This is a genomic window from Mycobacterium sp. SM1 (genome assembly GCF_018361265.1).
Classification (GTDB): domain Bacteria; phylum Actinomycetota; class Actinomycetes; order Mycobacteriales; family Mycobacteriaceae; genus Mycobacterium.
The window spans coordinates 60,075-78,999 of record NZ_JAFLNH010000001.1; the positions used below are offsets into that span (position 1 = coordinate 60,075).

At 65.5% G+C, this 18,925-nt stretch carries 15 protein-coding genes and 6 pseudogenes; 10 read left to right on the plus strand and 11 right to left on the minus strand.

Annotation, left to right across the window (positions count from 1 at the left end; translation table 11 throughout):
- Positions 1-43 precede the first annotated feature (43 nt).
- The 4 genes and pseudogenes from MSM1_RS00280 to MSM1_RS00295 form a co-directional block, all read right to left on the minus strand.
- Positions 44-784, minus strand: coding sequence for an IS3 family transposase (locus MSM1_RS00280; protein WP_213439683.1), 741 nt, complete (start codon positions 782-784; stop codon positions 44-46).
- Between the two features lie 47 nt (positions 785-831).
- Entirely contained in the window at positions 832-1,143 is a 312-nt protein-coding gene (locus tag MSM1_RS00285; protein WP_213439684.1) for a group II intron maturase-specific domain-containing protein, read from the minus strand.
- A gap of 99 nt (positions 1,144-1,242) precedes the next feature.
- Positions 1,243-1,998 carry an IS21-like element helper ATPase IstB gene (gene istB / locus MSM1_RS00290; RefSeq protein WP_213439685.1) on the minus strand — a complete coding sequence of 252 codons (756 nt, stop codon included), beginning with the start codon at positions 1,996-1,998 and terminating at the stop codon, positions 1,243-1,245.
- Between the two features lie 65 nt (positions 1,999-2,063).
- A pseudogene (locus MSM1_RS00295) lies at positions 2,064-2,850 on the minus strand (IS21 family transposase); the annotation flags it as partial.
- Positions 2,851-2,897: 47 nt separating this feature from the next.
- On the opposite strand from MSM1_RS00295, the gene MSM1_RS00300 reads away from it, so the two are divergent.
- From MSM1_RS00300 to MSM1_RS00315, 4 genes are all read left to right on the plus strand, one after another.
- A complete protein-coding gene (locus MSM1_RS00300; RefSeq protein ID WP_213439686.1) occupies positions 2,898-3,182 on the plus strand; it encodes a DUF5372 family protein in 285 nt (94 codons plus the stop codon).
- A 174-nt stretch (positions 3,183-3,356) separates the two neighbouring features.
- Entirely contained in the window at positions 3,357-3,836 is a 480-nt protein-coding gene (locus MSM1_RS00305; RefSeq protein WP_213439687.1) for a helix-turn-helix domain containing protein, read from the plus strand.
- 223 nt (positions 3,837-4,059) lie between these two features.
- On the plus strand, positions 4,060-4,212 hold the full coding sequence (locus MSM1_RS00310; protein WP_213441665.1) for a hypothetical protein: 153 nt from the start codon (positions 4,060-4,062) through the stop codon (positions 4,210-4,212).
- A 73-nt stretch (positions 4,213-4,285) separates the two neighbouring features.
- Positions 4,286-6,376, plus strand: coding sequence for a recombinase family protein (locus MSM1_RS00315; RefSeq protein ID WP_307857236.1), 2,091 nt, complete (start codon positions 4,286-4,288; stop codon positions 6,374-6,376).
- Between the two features lie 12 nt (positions 6,377-6,388).
- Here the strand turns inward: MSM1_RS00315 and istA are convergent.
- The 4 genes and pseudogenes from istA to MSM1_RS00335 form a co-directional block, all read right to left on the minus strand.
- Positions 6,389-7,165, minus strand: a pseudogene (gene istA, locus MSM1_RS00320) (IS21 family transposase); the annotation flags it as partial.
- A gap of 54 nt (positions 7,166-7,219) precedes the next feature.
- Positions 7,220-8,308 (minus strand): group II intron reverse transcriptase/maturase, encoded by a 1,089-nt coding sequence (ltrA, locus tag MSM1_RS00325; RefSeq protein ID WP_213439689.1) that lies wholly within the window; start codon positions 8,306-8,308, stop codon positions 7,220-7,222.
- 690 nt (positions 8,309-8,998) lie between these two features.
- A complete protein-coding gene (locus MSM1_RS22825) occupies positions 8,999-9,292 on the minus strand; it encodes a transposase (protein ID WP_374101644.1) in 294 nt (97 codons plus the stop codon).
- Positions 9,293-9,661: 369 nt separating this feature from the next.
- The gene (locus MSM1_RS00335; RefSeq protein WP_213439691.1) at positions 9,662-10,006 is read right to left on the minus strand and encodes a transposase; all 345 of its coding nucleotides are present in this window, start codon (positions 10,004-10,006) and stop codon (positions 9,662-9,664) included.
- Between the two features lie 128 nt (positions 10,007-10,134).
- Here MSM1_RS00335 and MSM1_RS21375 point away from each other — a divergent pair.
- A pseudogene (locus MSM1_RS21375) lies at positions 10,135-10,275 on the plus strand (transcriptional regulator); the annotation flags it as partial.
- A 117-nt stretch (positions 10,276-10,392) separates the two neighbouring features.
- Here MSM1_RS21375 and MSM1_RS00340 read toward each other — a convergent pair.
- Positions 10,393-11,295 (minus strand): hypothetical protein, encoded by a 903-nt coding sequence (locus MSM1_RS00340; RefSeq protein ID WP_213439692.1) that lies wholly within the window; start codon positions 11,293-11,295, stop codon positions 10,393-10,395.
- 103 nt (positions 11,296-11,398) lie between these two features.
- Positions 11,399-12,460: pseudogene (locus MSM1_RS00345) on the minus strand (IS110 family transposase); the annotation flags it as partial.
- A gap of 143 nt (positions 12,461-12,603) precedes the next feature.
- On the opposite strand from MSM1_RS00345, the gene MSM1_RS00350 reads away from it, so the two are divergent.
- Positions 12,604-12,837: a hypothetical protein gene (locus MSM1_RS00350; RefSeq protein ID WP_213439693.1), complete on the plus strand. Its 234-nt coding sequence runs from the start codon at positions 12,604-12,606 to the stop codon at positions 12,835-12,837.
- Between the two features lie 181 nt (positions 12,838-13,018).
- On the opposite strand, the pseudogene MSM1_RS00355 reads toward MSM1_RS00350, so the two are convergent.
- Positions 13,019-14,340: pseudogene (locus tag MSM1_RS00355) on the minus strand (ISL3 family transposase).
- A 223-nt stretch (positions 14,341-14,563) separates the two neighbouring features.
- Between MSM1_RS00355 and MSM1_RS00360 the strand changes: the two are divergent.
- The 4 genes and pseudogenes from MSM1_RS00360 (at position 14,564) to MSM1_RS00375 (ending at position 18,725) form a co-directional block, all read left to right on the plus strand.
- Entirely contained in the window at positions 14,564-15,340 is a 777-nt protein-coding gene (locus tag MSM1_RS00360) for a transposase (RefSeq protein WP_213439694.1), read from the plus strand.
- 629 nt (positions 15,341-15,969) lie between these two features.
- Positions 15,970-17,208, plus strand: a complete 1,239-nt coding sequence (locus MSM1_RS00365; RefSeq protein ID WP_213439695.1) for an MFS transporter — start codon at positions 15,970-15,972, stop codon at positions 17,206-17,208.
- A gap of 262 nt (positions 17,209-17,470) precedes the next feature.
- Positions 17,471-17,674: pseudogene (locus tag MSM1_RS22830) on the plus strand (transposase); the annotation flags it as partial.
- An 85-nt stretch (positions 17,675-17,759) separates the two neighbouring features.
- Entirely contained in the window at positions 17,760-18,725 is a 966-nt protein-coding gene (locus MSM1_RS00375) for an IS3 family transposase (protein ID WP_213439696.1), read from the plus strand.
- The last annotated feature ends 200 nt before the right edge of the window (positions 18,726-18,925 follow it).

The window sequence follows — 18,925 nt, forward strand, 5'->3', positions numbered from 1 at the left end:
CGCCGGCACCTTCACCGTCGCCGGTCAAGACCGGTTCGGTACGCTAGCGCCGTCCGCATCCTCGCCTAAGCGCACAATGGAACAACATGGTGCAAGTGACCGCTCCGCTTTGGGTAGGGTTTTTGGTCGGCGCCGCGTTCGGCGTTCCTGCCGCCCTGTTGTCCAGAGCCGAGCCCGGCCGGCCCATCGACTGGCGGATCGCGCAACGTCTGCATGCTGCCCGGAACGTGCCGGCGGTGAATTCGCTGCCCTGGTCGGTGTGCAAGATGACCCCACGGACTTCCTGTTTGCCGCCGCGCACCGCGATCGCCATGGACAACGCGCCGTAGGCAAGCTCGGCGTCGTGGTGCTCGCCGATCGCGAATCCGACGATGCGCCGTGAGGCCATGTCGAGTACCGAATCCAACTGGAGCTTTCCCTCGCCGGTGGGCACTTCGGTACCGTCGCCGTACCACTTGCCGTTGAGCTGTTGTGCGGCGAACTTGCGTTTAACCAGGTCAGGGGCCCGCCACCGGCCTTTTCCCGGCCGGGTGTTACCGCGGCGGTGCCGCTTGGGGCGAGACACCAACCCCTGCTCGGCCATGATCTTGGCGACGGTGTTCGCACTGACGCTCCAGCCCTCGTCACGAAGATCAGCGCAGATCCGCGGAGACCCGTACTTGCCCTTGTGCGCCGCGAACAGCCTCCCGACCGCAGCGGTCAGTGCCGCCCGGCGGGCGTGTCGTGGCGAGGCGTCGCCGTGGCGGTCGGGTGGCCGGAGGGGGTCGCACCCTCCGGCTCCCACGGAACCGTACGTGAACCTCTCGATTCATACGGCTCTTGTCACCTTGATCACCAGACGGCCGGGACGGCAGTGGTCCAGGCCCAGTGGGCGAAGAACCGCGAGTACTGAGTGGTGACCCGCTGCCACGCTTGCTGAAACGCACGGCGTCCCTGCAGCCGCCGGTATTTCTTGCGGACCCAACGCATCAGGTAGGCATTGATGCGTGTCAGGAGGGGATACAGCGCCGACCGATAGAAAGCGCCGTAGTAATTCATCCAGCCGCGCACGATGGGATTGAGCCACCGTGCGAGCTCGGAGAAGGATTGCCCGGTGCGCTGGTGCAGTCGCCAGGACCGTACTTCGCGTCCGATCTTCGTCAAGGCTGTCGACCGTCACATAATTCCCCAGGGGCTGCCGTCACGGAATTCCCCAGGTGCGGGCCTCGATGGTAGGTCTTACCGTGCCCGCGGTGATGTTGTCTAGCCGGTGTTGCGTCCGGGCCGTTTACGGGGCCGGTAGCTGGGTCCATCCATGAGGATCTGGTGACTGGTGTTGACGATGCGGTCAAGTAGTGATTCGGCGACGACGGGGTTAGGAAACAGGCCGTACCAGTCGCTCGGGGCACGGTTGGAGGTCAGTATCAGCGGCTTGCCGCTGACTGCGCGCTCGCTGATCAGCTCGTAGAGGTCGTCGGCGTGCATGGTGGTGTGCTCGCGCATAGCCCAGTCGTCGCAGATGAGCACGAGGGGTTTGGTGTATTCGCGGATAGGTTTGCCCCAGCTGCGGTCGGCGTGCCCGCCGGCCAAATCGGAGAGCATGCGGGAGGTTTTGACGAAGCGGACGTCTCCGCCACGCCGAGCGACGGCGTGCCCGAGTGCTTGTGCCACGTGGGTTTTCCCTACGCCGACGGGTCCGTAGAGGATGACCGATTCGCCGGCGTCGAGCCAGCGCAGTGCGGCCAGGTCGCCTAGCATCGCGGCCGGCAGTTTGGGGTTGGCGGAAAAGTCGAAGCATTCAAACGTTGCTTGTTCCTCGAATTTCGCCCGTCTTAATCGTCTTGTGAGAGCAGCGGATTCGCGGCGGGTGATCTCGTCCTCGCATAGCATTTGGAGGAATTCCAGGTGGCCGATCTCGCCTGAGCGGGTCTGGGTGAGCCGGGCGTCGAGGGTGTCGAGCATGCCGGACAGTTTCAGGGTGCGCAGCGCGTTGCGCAGCGCGGGGTCGCAGATACCCATTGCGTGGTCTCCTTAAATAGTCGGTGCGGGTGACGCTTGGGTTAGATTCCGGGATTGGTTGATCTTCAGGCGACGCCGTTGGTGTCGCCTGCGCCGAACTGGTCGGGGCCGCGCAGGAACGCTGCGGTGGCGGCGGCGCCGGTTGCCGGTTGGGTGGTGCCGTCGTGTTCGGTGCCGGCGGTGAGGATGCCTTTGATGGTCCGATACGCCGGATCGCCGTACGGTGAGCGCGCGAGCGCAGGCGGCCTCGAGCCGGTCACAGCCGTGTTTGTCGCGCAGCCCGAGCACTCCTTGCGCGGCCCGCAGGTGGTGGATTGCGTTGTCGCGCATGAATTCGGCGATCACGGCCTCACAGTGCGGCCCGATCTTGGCGGCGGTGTGCCGGCACCAGGTTGGGGTTTTCATCGCGAAGGCGACCTTTTCCGGCGGGTAGTGGGCGAAGTCGGTGGAGCGCCCGGAGGGCCGCCGCGCGTGGGTGGCGACGACCTCGTTGCTGGCGAAGATCTGCACGATGTCACCGGCGGTGCGGGCGTGCAGGCGCTGCCCGATCAGCCGCCACGGCACGCTGTAGAGGGCCTTGCCGACTTTGAGGTGCGTGTCGACACCGACGACGCCGATGGACCAGGTGGCGAGTTCGAACGCGTTGCTCGGCAATGGCTTCAATGCTTGTGCCTCGAACGTCTCGAACACCCGCAGTGGCTGACCGCGGTCGAGGGCGCGTGAATGCCGTAGCCCGGCCACCTCCCGGCTCCACCGCAGCGCTTCGGCCTGCATCTGGGCCAGTGAGGTGAACTGGCGGCCGCGCCAAAACGAGTCCCGCACATAGGTCATTGGCCGTTCGACGCGCGGTTTGGACCACGTCGTCAACTACATCCAATCCCGACGATCGGCACCGCAAAGTGCGGGTCACGCACCGGTTCCATCCGCTGTATGGCCGGGAGTACGAGTTCGTCGTTCACCGGCAGAACTGGGGTGAGGACCGGGTCTACCTGCATGACGAGAACGGGGAGTTGTTCTCGGTTCTGACTGGCTGGACCGATGCGGCACCGGTCGATCCGTTTGTGGTGGTCGCCGAGGGCCGCTGCCCGTTCACCACGGCGGGGCTGCTGGCCCTCGCGGATCTGATCGACCGACTGCGGTCCCAGCCTGATCGGGACCGGGCTGTCAGGAAGATTACGCCGTGACTGTCAACCAGATTACGCCGGAATTACTGACGATCTTACCCACAGTCGGCGTGTCACTCGGCTCTATCCGCCAGTATTCCCGCGGATCACGCGGCTATCTGCGGCGTGTCAACACCTCACCCCTATACTTTAACGGCATAATCCATCTAACAGTTTGGGTGATTGGGAGGCGATATGGGCCGACGAGGCGCGAGCGAGGACCCGAAGGTAGCAGCGTTGCGGGAGGCGCGCTGCCTCAACCCGCATCCCGAGGATGTGACCGACGAGGCGTTCCGTTCGCAGGAGTTCTTCGACGCCCGCGACGCGGTGCAGGTCAAATACGAGATGGTGCGGCGGGTGCGGGTGGACGGCGACTCGGTCACCGCGACCGCCGAGGCGTTCGGGTATTCCCGTCCCTCCTACTACGAGGCGGCCGCCACGCTCGACGAGCAAGGGCTGGACGGGCTGGTGCCCGGCAAGCCCGGACCGCGCCGGGGACACAAGCTCACCGACGAGGTGTGTGCGTTCGCCGACCAACAGCTGTCCACCGACCCGAGTCTGCGGTCGGCGGATCTGGTGGAGCCGATCGCGGCCCGCTTCGGCGCGCGCGTGCACCCCCGCTCGATCGAGCGCGCGCTGGCCCGCTACCGGGATCAGCAGTCCAAAAGTCGCTGACTCATCCGCTCACGAGCCCAGGAGGGAGGACACCCCGCCGCTGTCCCCGAGACCCTCGCCTGGCCCCGCGACTGCTGAACCGAGCACCTGCTCGGATGCCGGCCAGGATCACGCTGTTCCCGGTGGTGGGCTGGACGCCTGCTACGAACAGCTGCGTCACGCCGCCCTGCACGCGCGTGCCGAGGCGTTCCCGCTGGGCTTCGCCGTGCTCACCCGCCAGGGCGTGACAGCCTGGCGTCGCGCCCTGACCGACCTCACCCCCGATACCCGACCGGCCCCGATCGCGACGGCGGCCCCAGTCGGCGCGGCGGTGTCGGCCCCGATCTCCGCCGAGCTCGTCGATGCCCTCGCCGCTGTTGTGCTCGCCGGCACCTAACCCACCCCGATCGTCGGCACCCGCAACGTCCCACTCCCCATGACCGCCGTGTTCGGCGGGAAGGAGCATGCCCGTGTTCACCGATACCGCCGCCTCCAAGGTGAGCGCTGCTCAGCTGGCCAAACCAGCGCTGTTGTATGTCCGCCAATCCACCCTCAAGCAGGTCATCCACAACGCCGAATCCGCGCACCGCCAATACGACCTGCGCAGCCGGGCCATCGCGCTGGGCTGGGCCGATGATCAGATCAGCGTGATCGACATCGACCAAGGCCACTCCGGCGCCAGCTCCGCCGACCGCGAGGGCTTTCAGCACCTGGTCGCCGAGGTGTCGCTGGGCCGGGCCGGGATCGTGCTCGGCCTGGAATGCTCGCGGCTGGCCCGTAACTCCGCCGACTGGCACCAACTGCTCGAGCTCTGCGCCATGACCGGCACCCTGATCTGCGACGAGGACGGCCTCTATGACCCCCGCCAGTTCAACGACCGGCTGTTGCTCGGCATGAAAGGCCAGATGTCGGAGGCCGAACTGCATTTCATCAAGGCAAGATTGCGTGGCGGGGTGCTATCCAAGGCCCGCCGCGGCGAGCTCGTCATGCCGCTGCCGGTCGGGCTGGTCCACGACGCCGTCGGCCACGTCGTGCTCGACCCCGACACCGCGGTGCAGCACGCGCTGCGCCACCTGTTCGACACGTTTGCCGCCACCGGATCCGCCTCGGCCTGCGTCAAGGCGTTCCGTGAGGCCGACCTGTTGTTCCCGTGGCGCCATCTCAAGGGTCCCCGCAAGGACGAACTGGACTGGAAGCCGTTGGGGCATCACACCGTGCTGCGGGTGCTGCACAATCCCCGCTACGCCGGTGCGTTCACCTACGGCCGCTACCGCCATCACAAACTGCCCAGCGGAAAATGGTCGTCCACCCTTTTGCCGCGCGAGGAGTGGATCTCGTTCATTCCCGACGCCCACCCCGGCTACATCACCCTAGACCAGTACGACGCCAACCGCGCCCGGTTGGCCGCCAATGCCGCCGCGCACGGCCGCGACCGCGCCGGCGGGCCACCTCGGGAGGGACCTGCCCTGCTGCAAGGGATCATCATCTGCGGCCGGTGCGGCAAACGGATGACGGTGCGCCACAACCATCGCCGCGGTCAGCCATTGCCCACCTACGTGTGTCAACGCGACGGGATCGAGAACGCAAAACGGATCTGCGCCAACATCTTCGGCGCTGACCTCGACCGGCGCATCGGACAGCTGCTGTGCGACACCCTGACCCCGCTGGCTGTAGAGGCAGCCCTCACCGTGTCGGCCGAACTCGAACAACGCTCCGCCGACGCCGACCGCATCCGCGCCGCCCACGTCGAACGCGCCCGCTACCGCGCCGACCTGGCCCGGCGCCGCTACCTGGCCGTCGACCCCGCCAACCGGCTCGTCGCCGACAGCCTCGAAGCCGACTGGAACACCGCCCTGCGCGAACTAGGCGACACCCAACAGGCCTACGACAAGGCCCGCCAGCAGCACCCCGGGCAGCTCACCGACGCCCAACGCGCCCGCATCGGCCAGCTGGTCACCGACCTGCCCGCAATCTGGAACGACCCGCACACCCCCACCCGGGAACGCAAACGCATCGCCCGGCTGCTCCTCACCGACGTCACCATCCACCGCGACAGCGACACCATCACCGCGCACGTCCGCTTCTCCGGCGGCACCGACACCACGCTCACCCTGCCCGCCCCCAAACCCGTTGGAGAGCAACGCAAAACACCCGCCAACATCGTCGCCGTCGTTGACGAACTACTCGACGAACACATCAGCGGCGAAGTCGCCGAGATCCTTAACCAGCGTGGTCTGACCACCGGCACCGGGCAGCCCTTCCACCACAAGATCGTGGACAACATCATCCACACCTACCGGCTGCGCAGCCGCCGCCAGCGCCTACGCGCAGCCGGAATGCTCACCCCCACCGAGACGGCCACCCTGCTCGGCATCAGCAGGCACACCCTCAAGGCCTGGCACCGCACCGGAATTGTCAGTGGCCTGCGCTATAACGACAAAGGCGAAACGCTCTACCACCCACCCGACCCCGACAACCCACCGCAACGACCCAAAATCGGAAGACGACCAAAACGCGCTGGCCAACCCGAACAAGAAACTCCCCACGCATCAACCCAATGAGGTGCAATATGCAACCCGAGTCTTGTCCTTGGGTTTGAACGCTCTCGCCGGGTCGATCAAGCAGTCATAGTCGGCGGCGAGCTCGGCGTAGGCGCGATTGATTTTGGGGTCATACAGGTCGGGCTTGTCCACCCCGGTCTTCAGGTTGTCGCACACCAGCCGGGCCGGGACCCCATCGAAGAATTCAAATGCCTCGACATGGCAAGCACACCAGGTAGTTTGGTCCATGCGGATCACGGGTCGCACGAACAGGTGCCGCGAGCACGCCAACACCATCACGAACGCCCACACCGCGACCCGCTTGGCTGTCGCCGGGTTCAGCCACATCCCCAGCTTGCCGTAGTCGATCTGCGCCTCACTGCCCGGTGGCACTTCACCACGCGGCACGGTTACCCGCGCCCGGGCCACCTCCTCAGCGAACTGCGTCGCCACCCAACGCCGTACCGATGACTCCGACGCTTCGACCCCGTGGTCATCCCGCAGCCGCTGCGCGATCGTCGCGACCGTGACATCGGCGTCCAACCAAGCCTTGATCCGGTCGCGATGCGGCTCGATAAGCGGCCGCGTCGACGCCCGTGCACCCCGATCATCCAGTCCGGGAAACCATTCCGCGATCCGCTGAGCCCACTGCCCGGCGGTCAATGGTTCGCCGCCAGGATCGATGCCCTCGGCGATTGCCGGGGCAAGATACTTGCGGATCGTCTTGCGATCCATCCCCAGCGACTGCCACAACTGCACCTGTGAGCGGCCAGCTTGCCAATGCGTGTACAACTCGATCAGATCGAACATCTCGATATCTCTCCTCGCCATCAGCGCCCTTCCGTCCGCCGTTCTCCGACGACTTCAGAGCGAACATGTGTGCGAGGCCCACACCCGGTAGACACGCCGCCCAGGGTGGGGAATTACCTGACAGCCAGGGTGGGGAATTCCGTGACGGACAACCCCCTCAAACCTGGGGAATTGCGTGACCGCTGACATCAAGGCGTCCCTGCTGACCGCAGGCGAGAACGAGACGAACATGCTCCCGTCCTTGGCCCGCGCTCCCCGTGGCCGGAACGTGAAGCCGAGGAAGGTAAACGACGTGTGCGCATAGTCACCGCGCCGTTTGCCGTCCTTGCAGTACACGATCCGGGTCTTGTCGGGATGCAGCCGCAGCCCGACGTCGACCATCCTGTCTTGCAGCGCGGCCAACACCCGGTGGGCCTGGCGCTCGCTGACACAGTGCACCACCGCGTCATCGACATAGCGCTCGAACCGGACGGTCGGGAACTCCCGACCCATCCACGCGTCGAACGCGTAGTGCAAGAACAGGTTTGCCAGCACGGGCGAGACCGGCGAACCCTGCGGGGTGCCCCGGTCTCGCTGTTGCAGGGTGCCGTCGGGCAACTGCACCGGGGCTTGCAGCCACCGGCGCACATACAACATCACCCACGGCAAATCGGTGTTGGCCTGCACCGCCTTGAGCATCAGGTCCCAAGACACGCTGTCGAAAAACTTTTGGATGTCCAAATCGATCACCCAGTCGGTTTTCCAGCAGCGTTGCCGGCATACGCCCACCGCGTCCACTGCCGAGCGGCCCGGGCGGTAGCCATAAGAGTCGTCGTGGAAGATCGTCTCGACCCTCGGCTTCAACTGCTCTGCGACCACCGTTTGCGCCACCCGGTCAGCGATGGTAGGCACGCCCAGCATTCGGGTCCCGCCGCCGTGCGGCTTGGGTATCTCCACCGCACGCACCGGAGGCGGAAAGTAACTGCCCGACGACATCCGGTTCCACACCTTATACAGGTTGTCCTGCAGGTCGGCCTCGAATGCCTCGATTGTTACTTCGTCCACGCCCGGTGCGCCCTTGTTCGCCTTGACCTTCTCCCATGCCTCCTGGACCGCCCACTTCGAAATCTCGAATGGCTTGTCCGGCAACTTCAACGCGTTCATGCGACTCCTCCTGAACCCCAGCGGGTTTCAGTTGCTCTAACGAACACCGTCACAGATAACCCGGCCCCTTCGCTCCACCCCCATTACAGGAGCTTCATCACTACTACGAGCCAGTCCGCCAGCCGGACCCGCGACGGTACTCACACCCACGCCAGGCGCAGGCTACTCCCTCTCGCCCGCTCGGAAACCCGAACGAAACGTATCGGCTCCGGCTCTCTCCCGTTCCATGCAGAAGCCGCAGACCGGGCTCGCGTCGCCTCCATGCCGGACACCGCCTGGCCAATCAGCGGGCACCCGCCAGACTGATCCCGGGATCAAATGGACACCCCGGTTTCGATGCCACCTGTTTCTATTTCGACACGTCAACAGCGATTCGCTCGCGCTCGCCTTCCCGATCCCCACCTGACACGTCATGCGCGCCGTGTCCACATCGCTCACCACGGTCACGTCTCCGATTCCGCAGCATGTGGTGGTTTGAAGCCTCCCCCCGCAGGGCGGCTCCGAAGGGCCGACAATCCTTCATCTTTTGCACAGCACCGCTTCTGGAAGCTCTACCTACATCTCACTCCCTTCCACGTTCGGGACGCACCCACTTATAGAACCATGACTGCGAGATCCCCAACGCCCGGCACGTCGTTGCGTGCGCGATGCCGTAGTGCGCCCTTTGGGAGTCGATGAACCGCGACATCTCTACCGGCCCATCGCTTCTCGAACCCAAAGGGCGCATGAGCGCTTGAGCACATCACGCTGCATCGCCAGCTCCGCATTCTCCCGTCGAAGCCGGATCAACTCCTGGCGCTCGGATTCACTCAACTCATCGGTACCGCCAGCTCGGCGTCGCTCCTGGGCGCACCAGTGGCCCAGCGTGCCCTCGTGGATCCCGAGCTCTCGGGCCACGGCCGCAATCGGCTTGCCCGTCTCGGCCACGATCCGCACCGCGCCCGCCTTGAAGTCCTCGTCGAACTTCCTTCTGTTTGCTGCCATCGCCGCCTCCTCAATAGCGACATCTCCACGCTACGAGGGGAAACCCACCGCCGATACTTCGCCGGCAGGGCGGCGATCGCGGCGTCGATGATCGCGATATGGTCGGTGGCGGTGTTGGATCCGGCGTTGCCGGGACGCGCGATGATCGCCAGGCATTCGCCGGTGTTGGCACACCACGCCGTCAGCGGGTGAAAACCAAAACCGCCCGTGAAATTGCCTGCCGCGCACTGCTTGTCGCTGTAGGAGTTGATCAAGGTGGCGTCGATGCGGATGCCGATCACCCCGCAGATGTCGCCGTAGGCGGTGGCGATCGGCGGAATCGCGCCGTGGCGTTCCTCGATCAGCGACCACACCCGCTGACGGGTCCGGTTACGGGCCGCGGTGATCCTCGTCAACCCCCCGTTCGTCGATTTCGTTGAGTGTGCGCCACGCCGTGGAGGCCGACGCCACCGGGCCCAGGATCCGCCGCTGGTCGCCGAGCACGGAGATGTCGCTGATCGAGGTGGCGCCATCGGCGATCGCCAACGCCAGGTCGGCCAGTACCCGGCCGCGGTCGTGGACCACATCCGGGCGGGCCAGGGCATCGCAGAGTTGCCCGGTCAACCCGGTGCCGTCGGCCAACATCGGGGTGATCACGGTCCCGGCGTGGGAGACGACATCGTCGCCAAGGACCTCGATGTCCAGGTCCTTGGACCAGTCGGTAGTAGTCTGCATCTTAGAAGTGCGCCTGTTGTGTGGATTGCGGAGTCTTCAACTAACCCCATTCTCCCAGCGCGAGCGCACTTTTCGCGTTCACGACACCCGAAATCCGCTGATCACCGTGAAAACTCGAGGCCAGCATCTACCACGTCAGGGTTGTGCGCACGCCTGGCTTGCTGGACAGCGAACGGCGTGCTTCGTGGGTGTATTACCGGGTAAATCGGGATGCGCTGCAGCAACTTTCGCAGCTGCTTGGGACTGACGCCCTCAGTCCTGCGATTTGACCGGCAAGGATCTCTGCAGGCCCGAGCGAAGGACCGGATCTGGCCGTCGTCCAGCCCAGATAGGTGTATGCGAAGACCGTGCCGCGCCAAACGTGATCGGTTGAACTCATGGTTTGCTCACGCCTCGGCCAGGAACCGCGTCAGATAGAACGGTTCGATGGGGCCGATTACGACCCCGGCGCCGACCGGACCGAAGGCTTCCTGAAGCCTGGTGTCGAGATGGGAGTTTTCATGATCCCAGACCGACTCCCACACGCCGTGCATGAGGTAGGCGCGCAACTCGCCGTCAGGGGTTGCGTTGCGCAGGATCTCGGTCGACAACGCTTTGCGATAAAGCCGATTGGCCTTGCTGCCGGGTTGGCCGATGCCGTTTGGATCATCAGTTGGCTGATAGGTCTCTTGCGCCACCTCGAGGAGTGGGAGAACGAGCTTCTCCCACTCGAGGTGTCCGGCATCGGCGACCATGACATGGTTGACGACCGTGACGGTGTCGCGCTCGGGGGCTTCGACGGGATGGCGCAAAAAGTCCGTCATTTCCCTGGTCGTCGTATAAATGCCCGCGCGGTTGCCGGCGGCGATAGTTTGAAAAACGCTGCGGTAGAGGCTCATCGGCCGGCGAGATTTGGCGATTCCGGTCGACGTCTCCGTCACGGCATGAAGAAACGGCAGCACCGCGCGGTCGAAGTCCTCGTTGATCTGTGATGCCTGCAGTTGCGCATGATCGGCAAAGCGAACGAACAGCGAATAGAAATACGGCTGTGAATGGCTCCTGATGCCATCGAGGTACGCCTCGGCGAGGACTCCCTTATATGCCTCGGGGTAGTTTTTCACCATGGTCGAGTCGCCGCTCATCTGCTTGAGCATGAGGCTCAAAAAACCCGGGGCCTGCCGCCATGCCGAAGCCCGTTCCCTCAGCGTCCCCATGGCGGCGTCGTGTTCCGGGCCGGCGACGCGAAACTCGAAATAAAGCGTCACAGGCCCTTCAGGCGTGGTCTCGGACCCAGATCTCAGCTGCGTCATGTTGCCATTCTCCTACGAAAATTAGGTGACCACAAGCCTGGTGAGCACAGGTGGTGGTGACCCGCCAGCGGTATCGGTGCATGCGTGGATCGGGCGGGTTTGGTTATGCGGTGTCGGCGAGTGGTTGCAAGGTGACGCGGTAGCCGAGTGCTTCGAGTTGTCCGATCGCGCGGGCTTTGGTCTTGGCTGGAACGCGCCGGGTGTAGTAGTCGGCGCCGGGGTCGCGGTAGAACTCGCCGTGGGTGAGCATGTTCCAGGCGGCGACGAGCATCGCATGCTCCACGGCCACAAGGGCTTTCATGGGCCTTGGCGGGATGCGATGCGTCTGTATTTGGCCGAGAAGTAGGTGCTCTTGGAGCGGGTTGCCGCCAATGCCGCAGTGCCCAGGGCGCCCTTGAGGTAGTGGTTGCCGGGGCGAGTCTTGGTCGATTTCACCCGCCCTGCAGACTCGTTGGACCCCGGCGCGGTGCCCGCCCACGAGGCCAGATGCCCGGCGGTCGGGAACTGGGTCATGTCCCCGCCGGTTTCGGCGAGGAACACCTCAGCCACGATCCGGGAGAAGCCCGGGATGCTGATCAGCAGCTCCCGGGCCGCGCAGAAAGGTTGCATCGATTCCTCGATGCGGGCCGAGAGCTGCGCGATGTCGGCGGTGTGGGCGTCGATGCGGTCCAAAAACAGCTGGGCCATGAACGCGTGGTGGGCGCTGAAGTGCCCGTTAAGGGCCTCGGTCAACGCCGGGATCTTGCTGCGCAGCCGTCGTTTCGCCAGATCGGCGATCCCCGCAGGATCCTCACGGCCCTCGATCAACGCCGCCAGCATCAACCGCCCGGGCACCCCGGTGATGTCGGTGGCCACCGAGGACAGTTTGACCCCGGCTTCGAGCAGCTTCTCCAGTCGCTGGATCTCGCGGCTGCGCTCCTGGGTGATCACGGTGCGGGCACGAGTCAGATCACGCAGCGCCCGGACCGGTTCGGGCGGCACGAACGACGCGCGCACCAGTCCGTGCGCCCCGAGATCGGCGAGCCACGCGCAATCGGACAGACACGTCGCTTTTGCGGCCCGGCACGGTCTTGACGTCACGGGCGTTGACCAGCATCACCTCGACGTGTTCTTCGAGCAGGTAGTAGAACGGGCGCCAGTAATCGCTGGTGGCCTCCATCACCACACACGTCCTTCTGCTCCACCAGGTGCCCTACGGACTGCGGAAGTCGGGTCCTGGTGCAGGGCACCAGGCGTCCAGTCATGCAACGAAGACTCCGCCGATGGCTATAATGCGAGTCGGTCGCATTCGCACAAGGAGCACATCTCATGCTCGCATCAAAGGAAAGCGCCGAGGTCTCACGGACGCATCTGGCCGAGCACGAGAAAATGGCCGAGGCACACTTGCGAGAGCATCGCGAGCTGGCGGACGACCATCTCGCTGAACTCCGAGCCCTCACGGACCGGCATCTGGCCGAGCATCGCGATTTCTCTAACCCTGATTTTTCAGGACCTCCTGACGTATCCGTGGGTGGGTGGGGCCGATTCGGGGCCGTGATCTGATGGTTGAATTCGTTTGTGCTTGCTTCCGCGATAGTTGCCTGTAGCGCTGCCCGGGTGGGAGGTGTCCATGTGGAGCCCCCGAGCGCAGCGAGGCGGAACGACATGGACACCGACGAGCGGGTAGCGCAGAATCGGCGACGTCTGAGAGGGGAAACCCGAGGGGTGCCCTGGTGGAGGGGTGTTAGCCGCGGCCGGGCAGGGTGGGGCGGTGGCCGCCGAGGGCGAGCATGGCCAGGGCGATCAGCGCGGCGGGGTTGTGGAATCCGAACGCGATGCGGGTGAGCAGGCGGATCTTGGTGTTGGTGGATTCGATCAATCCTTGGGACAGGCCGTGGTCGAGGGCGGCGTCGATGGCCTCGCGGTGGCGTTTGATGCGGCCGGCCAGCTCGACGAAGACCGGGATGCGGCAGCGCCGCGCCCAGGAGATCCACTTGTCGAGGGCGTCTTTGCCGTCCTGTCCTTTGACCGAAAACACATGCCGCAGGCCCTCTTTGAGCAGGTATGCGCGGTAGAGCCGGGTGTCGGTCTTAGCGATCCAGGCCAGTTTGGCGGTTTGGCGTTCGGTGAGGTCCTCGGGGTTTTTCCACAGCGCATAGCGGGCGGCTTTGAGCGCCGTGCCCGCTCATGACCCGGGCGCGGCGCGGTGTTCCTGCCGGGGCGACCACGGCCCCACTTGGCCTCGCCGCGCGCGATCGCTCGCGCGTCGTTCCAGGCCCGGCGCCGCTCGGCGTCCAGCGCCTCGGTGGCCCAGGCCAGCACATGAAACGGATCTGCGCAGCGGATCGCGCCCGGGCAGCGCTCGGCGACCACATCGGCAATCCAGTCCGCCGCGTCGGCGGACACATGGGTGATCTGCGCGCACCGCTGGGCGCCCAGAGCGTCGAAAAACCGCCGCAGCGTCTTGGTGTCGCGGCCCGGGGCGGCCCACACCAGCCGGCCGCTGTCGTGGTCAACCACCACCGTGAGCTACTTGTGGTGACGCTTATAGGAGATCTCATCGATGCCGATCCGACGCAGACCCGCAAACCGGTCGATCCTCTTCTCCGTGTCGGCCCACACCCTCGCCACGATCGCCCCTACGGTGCGCCAGGCGACCCGCATCAACTCGCACACCGCGGTTTTCGAACACGCCACCGCCAGCCAGGCCACCGTGTCATCAAAGGCCAAAGTGTGCCCGGCATGGTGGCGCGCCCACGGCACCGCCACCACCGTAGGCCCATGGGCGGGGCAGTTCACCCGCGGCGCATCGGCCTCCAGCACCACCTGCATCGTGCCCCAATCCAGGCCCCGCCACCGGCGCCGACCCTCACCCCGGTCATACCAGGGCGCCCTGCGACCGCAGCGGCCACAACGGCGCGAAACACCACTTCGCGGCCGCACCCGCGCCACCACCAGCGTGTCGCCGTCGGCGTCTTCCTGCCCGAACTCCTCGAACTCGATGTCTTCGATCACGGTGCGCTGGTCGACACCCAGCAGCGCACGCCATAGCCTCACATTGCGCACGTCGTTGTTGGCTCCTTTGGTTCCTGACCTTCCACAAGCCAGAAACCTTAAGCCACAACGACGTGCGCCCCTTACATCAACAACCCACCCACGGAAGCGTCAGAAGAGCCATTTTTCAGCCGGCTATGGATTGAGGGCCGCGTCGTAGCGCGGAAGTGCCCTTCCTGCAAGGGATAATCGTGTTTGTGGAAGGCGACGATGATCCCAGAGAAAGGGAACCCGTGTGGTGAATGCTACCGGTTTGTTGTTCGATGTCGATGATGTGGTGCTGGCGAGTCCGAAACACCCGGTGCCGCACCCGCTGATGCGGGTCGACTCGGCCGGCTACCAGCAGCAGGTGATCGAGGCCGCCGAACGCCACGGCGCGGACTACTCGGTCACGGTCAAACAGTACAAGCCGGTCGCGGCCGTGATCCACGCGCTGGCCACCGACCCGCACACCGTATGGGCCCCGGCAAAAGGGCAGGAGACCGACAAGGGCAGCCAGATCGCCGAGACCACCACCACGGTGCTGGGACGGCGTGTGCGGCTGATCGTGCGCCGCCAACCCAAACAGCCCGGTGAGCAGCTGGCCTTCGATGACCTGGATGGCTGGCGGCTGCACGCGATCATCACCAACGTGCCCGCCGAGCGGATGAGCGCCGCCGAGGTCGCCGCGCATCACCGGCTGCGCGGCGGCATCCCCGAAGACACCATCCGGGCGCTTAAAAACGACTTCGGGATGATCCACGCCCCGGTGCGATCGTTCTTCGGTAACTGGCTGTACTGGCAGGCCGCCGCGCTGGCCCACAACATCGGGTGCTGGTTGCGCGCCCTGGCGTTGCCCCGCGCGGTGCGTCGAGCGCGGGGAAAACGACTACGCCTGGCATTTCTCAACGTCGCCGCCCGGCTGGTGCGTCACGGCCGACGCCTGCACCTGCGTTTTGCCGCCGCCTACCCCCACGTGGAGGCGTTCGCCACCGCGCTACCACGCATCCGGGCGCTACCGGCCTTCGGTTGACCGCCGCAAACCGGCCCGTCAACGCACACCTCGCACCCCATCTCCAACCCTCCACCGCGCCCCAACGCGATCGACCTATCCCTAAAACCGGTCACCACAGCCCCGCGGCCGTGCCCACCCCCAATTACACCATCACCCAACAGCCTCCAACCCCCATCAGCGCATCCCAACAGCGCAGCCACCACCGCCCCGGCCACCGAAAACAAGATCATCACAGGCCGGCTGAAAAATCAGGGTCAGAATTAGGCGTTGGATTCCACGCCGCCACGATGCCACGTCACGGGTCAGTGGTTGCTCTGAAGAAATAACTTTGCTCATATGTCGTGTATGACGCGTATATGATGCGCGGCCCTTTCGTCAAGCTTGGCCAGGGCCGCGTCAGACGGCCTGCCCGTCCTGATCGGCGCGGAGACGGTCCACCTCGGCAACGGGTCGGCCATGCAAACTCAGGCAACCCAGTCGTGGGCCTCGCCCTGGCTGCGATGTACTCGACGGTGCGGCGAACCCATGCGCTGGTCGCCGGGCGGCACCATGCGCACAGCTCCGGTGCCATCGTCTGGACGACGCCGTTCAGCAAGCGGCCATCGTCCAGGACCATAAGGTGATCGTTAGGTGAGGAGCCTCAGCAGATGAGTCAGCCACCCGGCCCGCCGGGGATCTCCCCGCGAACCTCCGCTGGCGGCGGCCCGCGGCACCAGGGCAGAGCAGGGCTGTCCGCGGCTTTCAAGTTCGTCTTGCTGGTCGGCGTGATGAGCTTTTTCGCCGATTTCACCTATGAAGGTTCACGCAGCATCATCGGCCAGTACTTGGGTCTCCTCGGCGCAGGAGCGCTGGCCATCGCGGTGGTCACGGGATTCGGCGAACTGCTCGGCTACGGGCTGAGGCTGGTCTCTGGGTCGGGCGCCGACCGCACCGGGAAGTACTGGCAGATCACGATCGCCGGCTACGTGCTGCAAATGTCGGTGGTACCGTTGCTCGCGCTGGCCAGCTCGTGGCAGATAGCCGCCGCGTTGATCATCCTCGAGCGGATCGGCAAGGCGCTGCGCAACCCACCGCGGGACGCGATGCTGTCTCGCGCCGCGAAGGGCATTGGCTACGGCTGGGGCTTCGGGGTGCACGAAGCGCTCGACCAGTTCGGCGCGCTGTTCGGCCCGCTGCTAGTCGCGTTCGTGGGGGCCACCAGCGCGCAGAACTACCGCCTCGCGTTCGCCGTGCTGGCGGTGCCCGCGGTGATCATGCTGTCGTTGCTGGCCGTGGCCCGCAGCCTTTATCCCCGACCGCAAGATCTTTCCACCGAATACGGCGCCACCATGCGCGGTCGCGGGTTGCCGCGCGCATTCTGGATCTACCTCGCGGCCGCCGCGTTGGTCGCCGCGGGATTCGCCGATTTTCCGATCATGGCCTTCCACTTTCAGCGAACCGGAACCGTACCCGCTGACCTCACACCAGTTTTCTACGCCGCAGCGATGGCGATATCCGGCACCGGATCACTGGTGTTTGGTCGCCTGTTCGACCGGCTCGGAATTGGACTGCTGATACCGCTCACTCTACTCAGTGCCGCCTACGCGCCCCTAGCGTTCCTGGGCGGCTTCTGGCCGGCCCTGGTCGGCTCTTGCCTGTGGGGCCTGGGCATGGGGGTGCACGAATCGATCATCCCCGCCGCCGTCGCTCCCATGGTGTCCCCGGACCGGCGCGCTTCCGCCTATGGGCTGTTCACCGCCGTCTACGGGGTTGCCTGGTTCGCGGGCAGTACCGTGGTCGGCGCCCTGTTCAGGGTCTCACTGTCCACCGTGGTGCTGTTCTGCGTCGTCACCGAACTCGCGGCGATCCCGCTGGTTATGCTCGTCGCGCGTCGGTCGACGAACTGAAGGACATGTCGCGGCGCAACGGCCTTAGGGCTGCGTCCGGTAATATTGTAATATTGTACGGTGCGGCGCTGCGCCAACACCAGGACGGGTCTGCGCTCTCCCCGCGAATCTCGCGTTGGTCACAAAGAACGCTCGGTTAAGAGCGTGTCTTGCGTGGCGTATGACCGGGTCTCATGGGGTTGACCCCTGAGGGTGGACACCTGACTGGTGGGGCTGCTGGTCCCGCGGGAAGGATGTCCGTGTCTCGGGCAAGCGTGGCAAGTACACCCCGGAGTTTGGGGAGCAGGCTGCCCGCCTGGTGATTGAGACCGGCCGCCCGGTGGCTCATGTGGCCGCCGTGATCGGGGTTGGTGATCCAGTGCTGGGGCGTTGGGTGCGCCTGCAACGCCACGCGGCCGAAGCTGGCGATACTGGCGCGGTGTTCGATGCTGATGAGCGCGCTGAGTTGGAGCCTCTGCGTAAAAAGAACGCCGAATTACGTTTGGATCGTGAGTTTTTGAAAAAGCCGCGGCCTTGTTCGTCTGCGAGCAGCACCGGTAGCAGACTAGTGGGTGATCGAGGCGCAGCGGGCCACCGACCCGATCAAGCGGATGGGCGAGCTGCTGGAGGTGTCGCGCTCGGGCTACTACAAGTGGCGTACATCCCGCGATCGCGAGCCGAGTCCAGGCTCAGCGGCGGCGCGCAGTTGGATGCCACGCTCGCCAAGGTCCACGCGGGCCTCCGACGGTGGCTGCGGCGCCCCGCGTATCCTGGCCGATCTGCGCGATGAGGCTGAGCGGGTGTCGCGCAAGACGGTGGCGGCCGCACTGCGCCGGCGGGCTTTGGCCGGGATCTGTGCGCGCCGGTTCGCGCCGGCCACCACGGTGGTCGACCTGGATGCCGCGGTGCCTAAAGACCCGCTCACGCGCCGCTTCGACACCGCAATCCTCAACCGGGTGGGGGCCAGCGATATCACCTACCTGGGCACGGGTGAGGGCTGGCTTTATCTGTGTGCCGTGCGCGACAATTGCTCACGGCGGGTGATCGGCTGGGGCAGCCACGATTGCCTGCACACCGATCTGGTGCGGGCCGCCGTGCAGAGGGCTGTGGCGATGCGCGGCGAGCTCGCCCAGCGGGTCGTGGTGCACGCCGATCGCGGCTGCCGGTGCACCTCCGCGCAGCTGGCGCGGTTGGCCCGCGAGCACAACCTGGCTCGCTCGGTGGGCCGCACCGCGGTGTGCTGGGACAACGCTCAGCAGGAATCGTTTTGGGCGACACTGAAAGTCGAGTTCTACGACCGATACCTGTGGCCGACCAAGACGGCCGCCACGCTCGCCGCCGGCGATGGGATCGAGCGGGTCTACAACCGACGCAGAGGTTATTCGGCCCTCGCTATGATAAGGCCGGTCGAGTTCGAAGACCGACTCACTCAGACGGCACAAGCCGCCCGACCCTGTGCCCACCAAACGGGGTCAAGCCCAACGCCGATCGGGCCGGCGGCAGGTACGCGCCGGTTGGCCGCCACGGCCAGCACATAGCCCAGGCCGTGACCATCAACCGCGGCGCGCGGTCGGGGACCGGCGCCATAGACCGCCATAGACTTCGTCACCGGCCACCCCTGCCGCGTGGACTTTCGCGGCCAAAACAGTCTCCGAGTCATACACCACGGTCGACCAGGCTGACAGCCAAGGCGGGTTTGGTCGCAAAGCCCCGCTAATCCTCGGGCGTCGCGATGGCC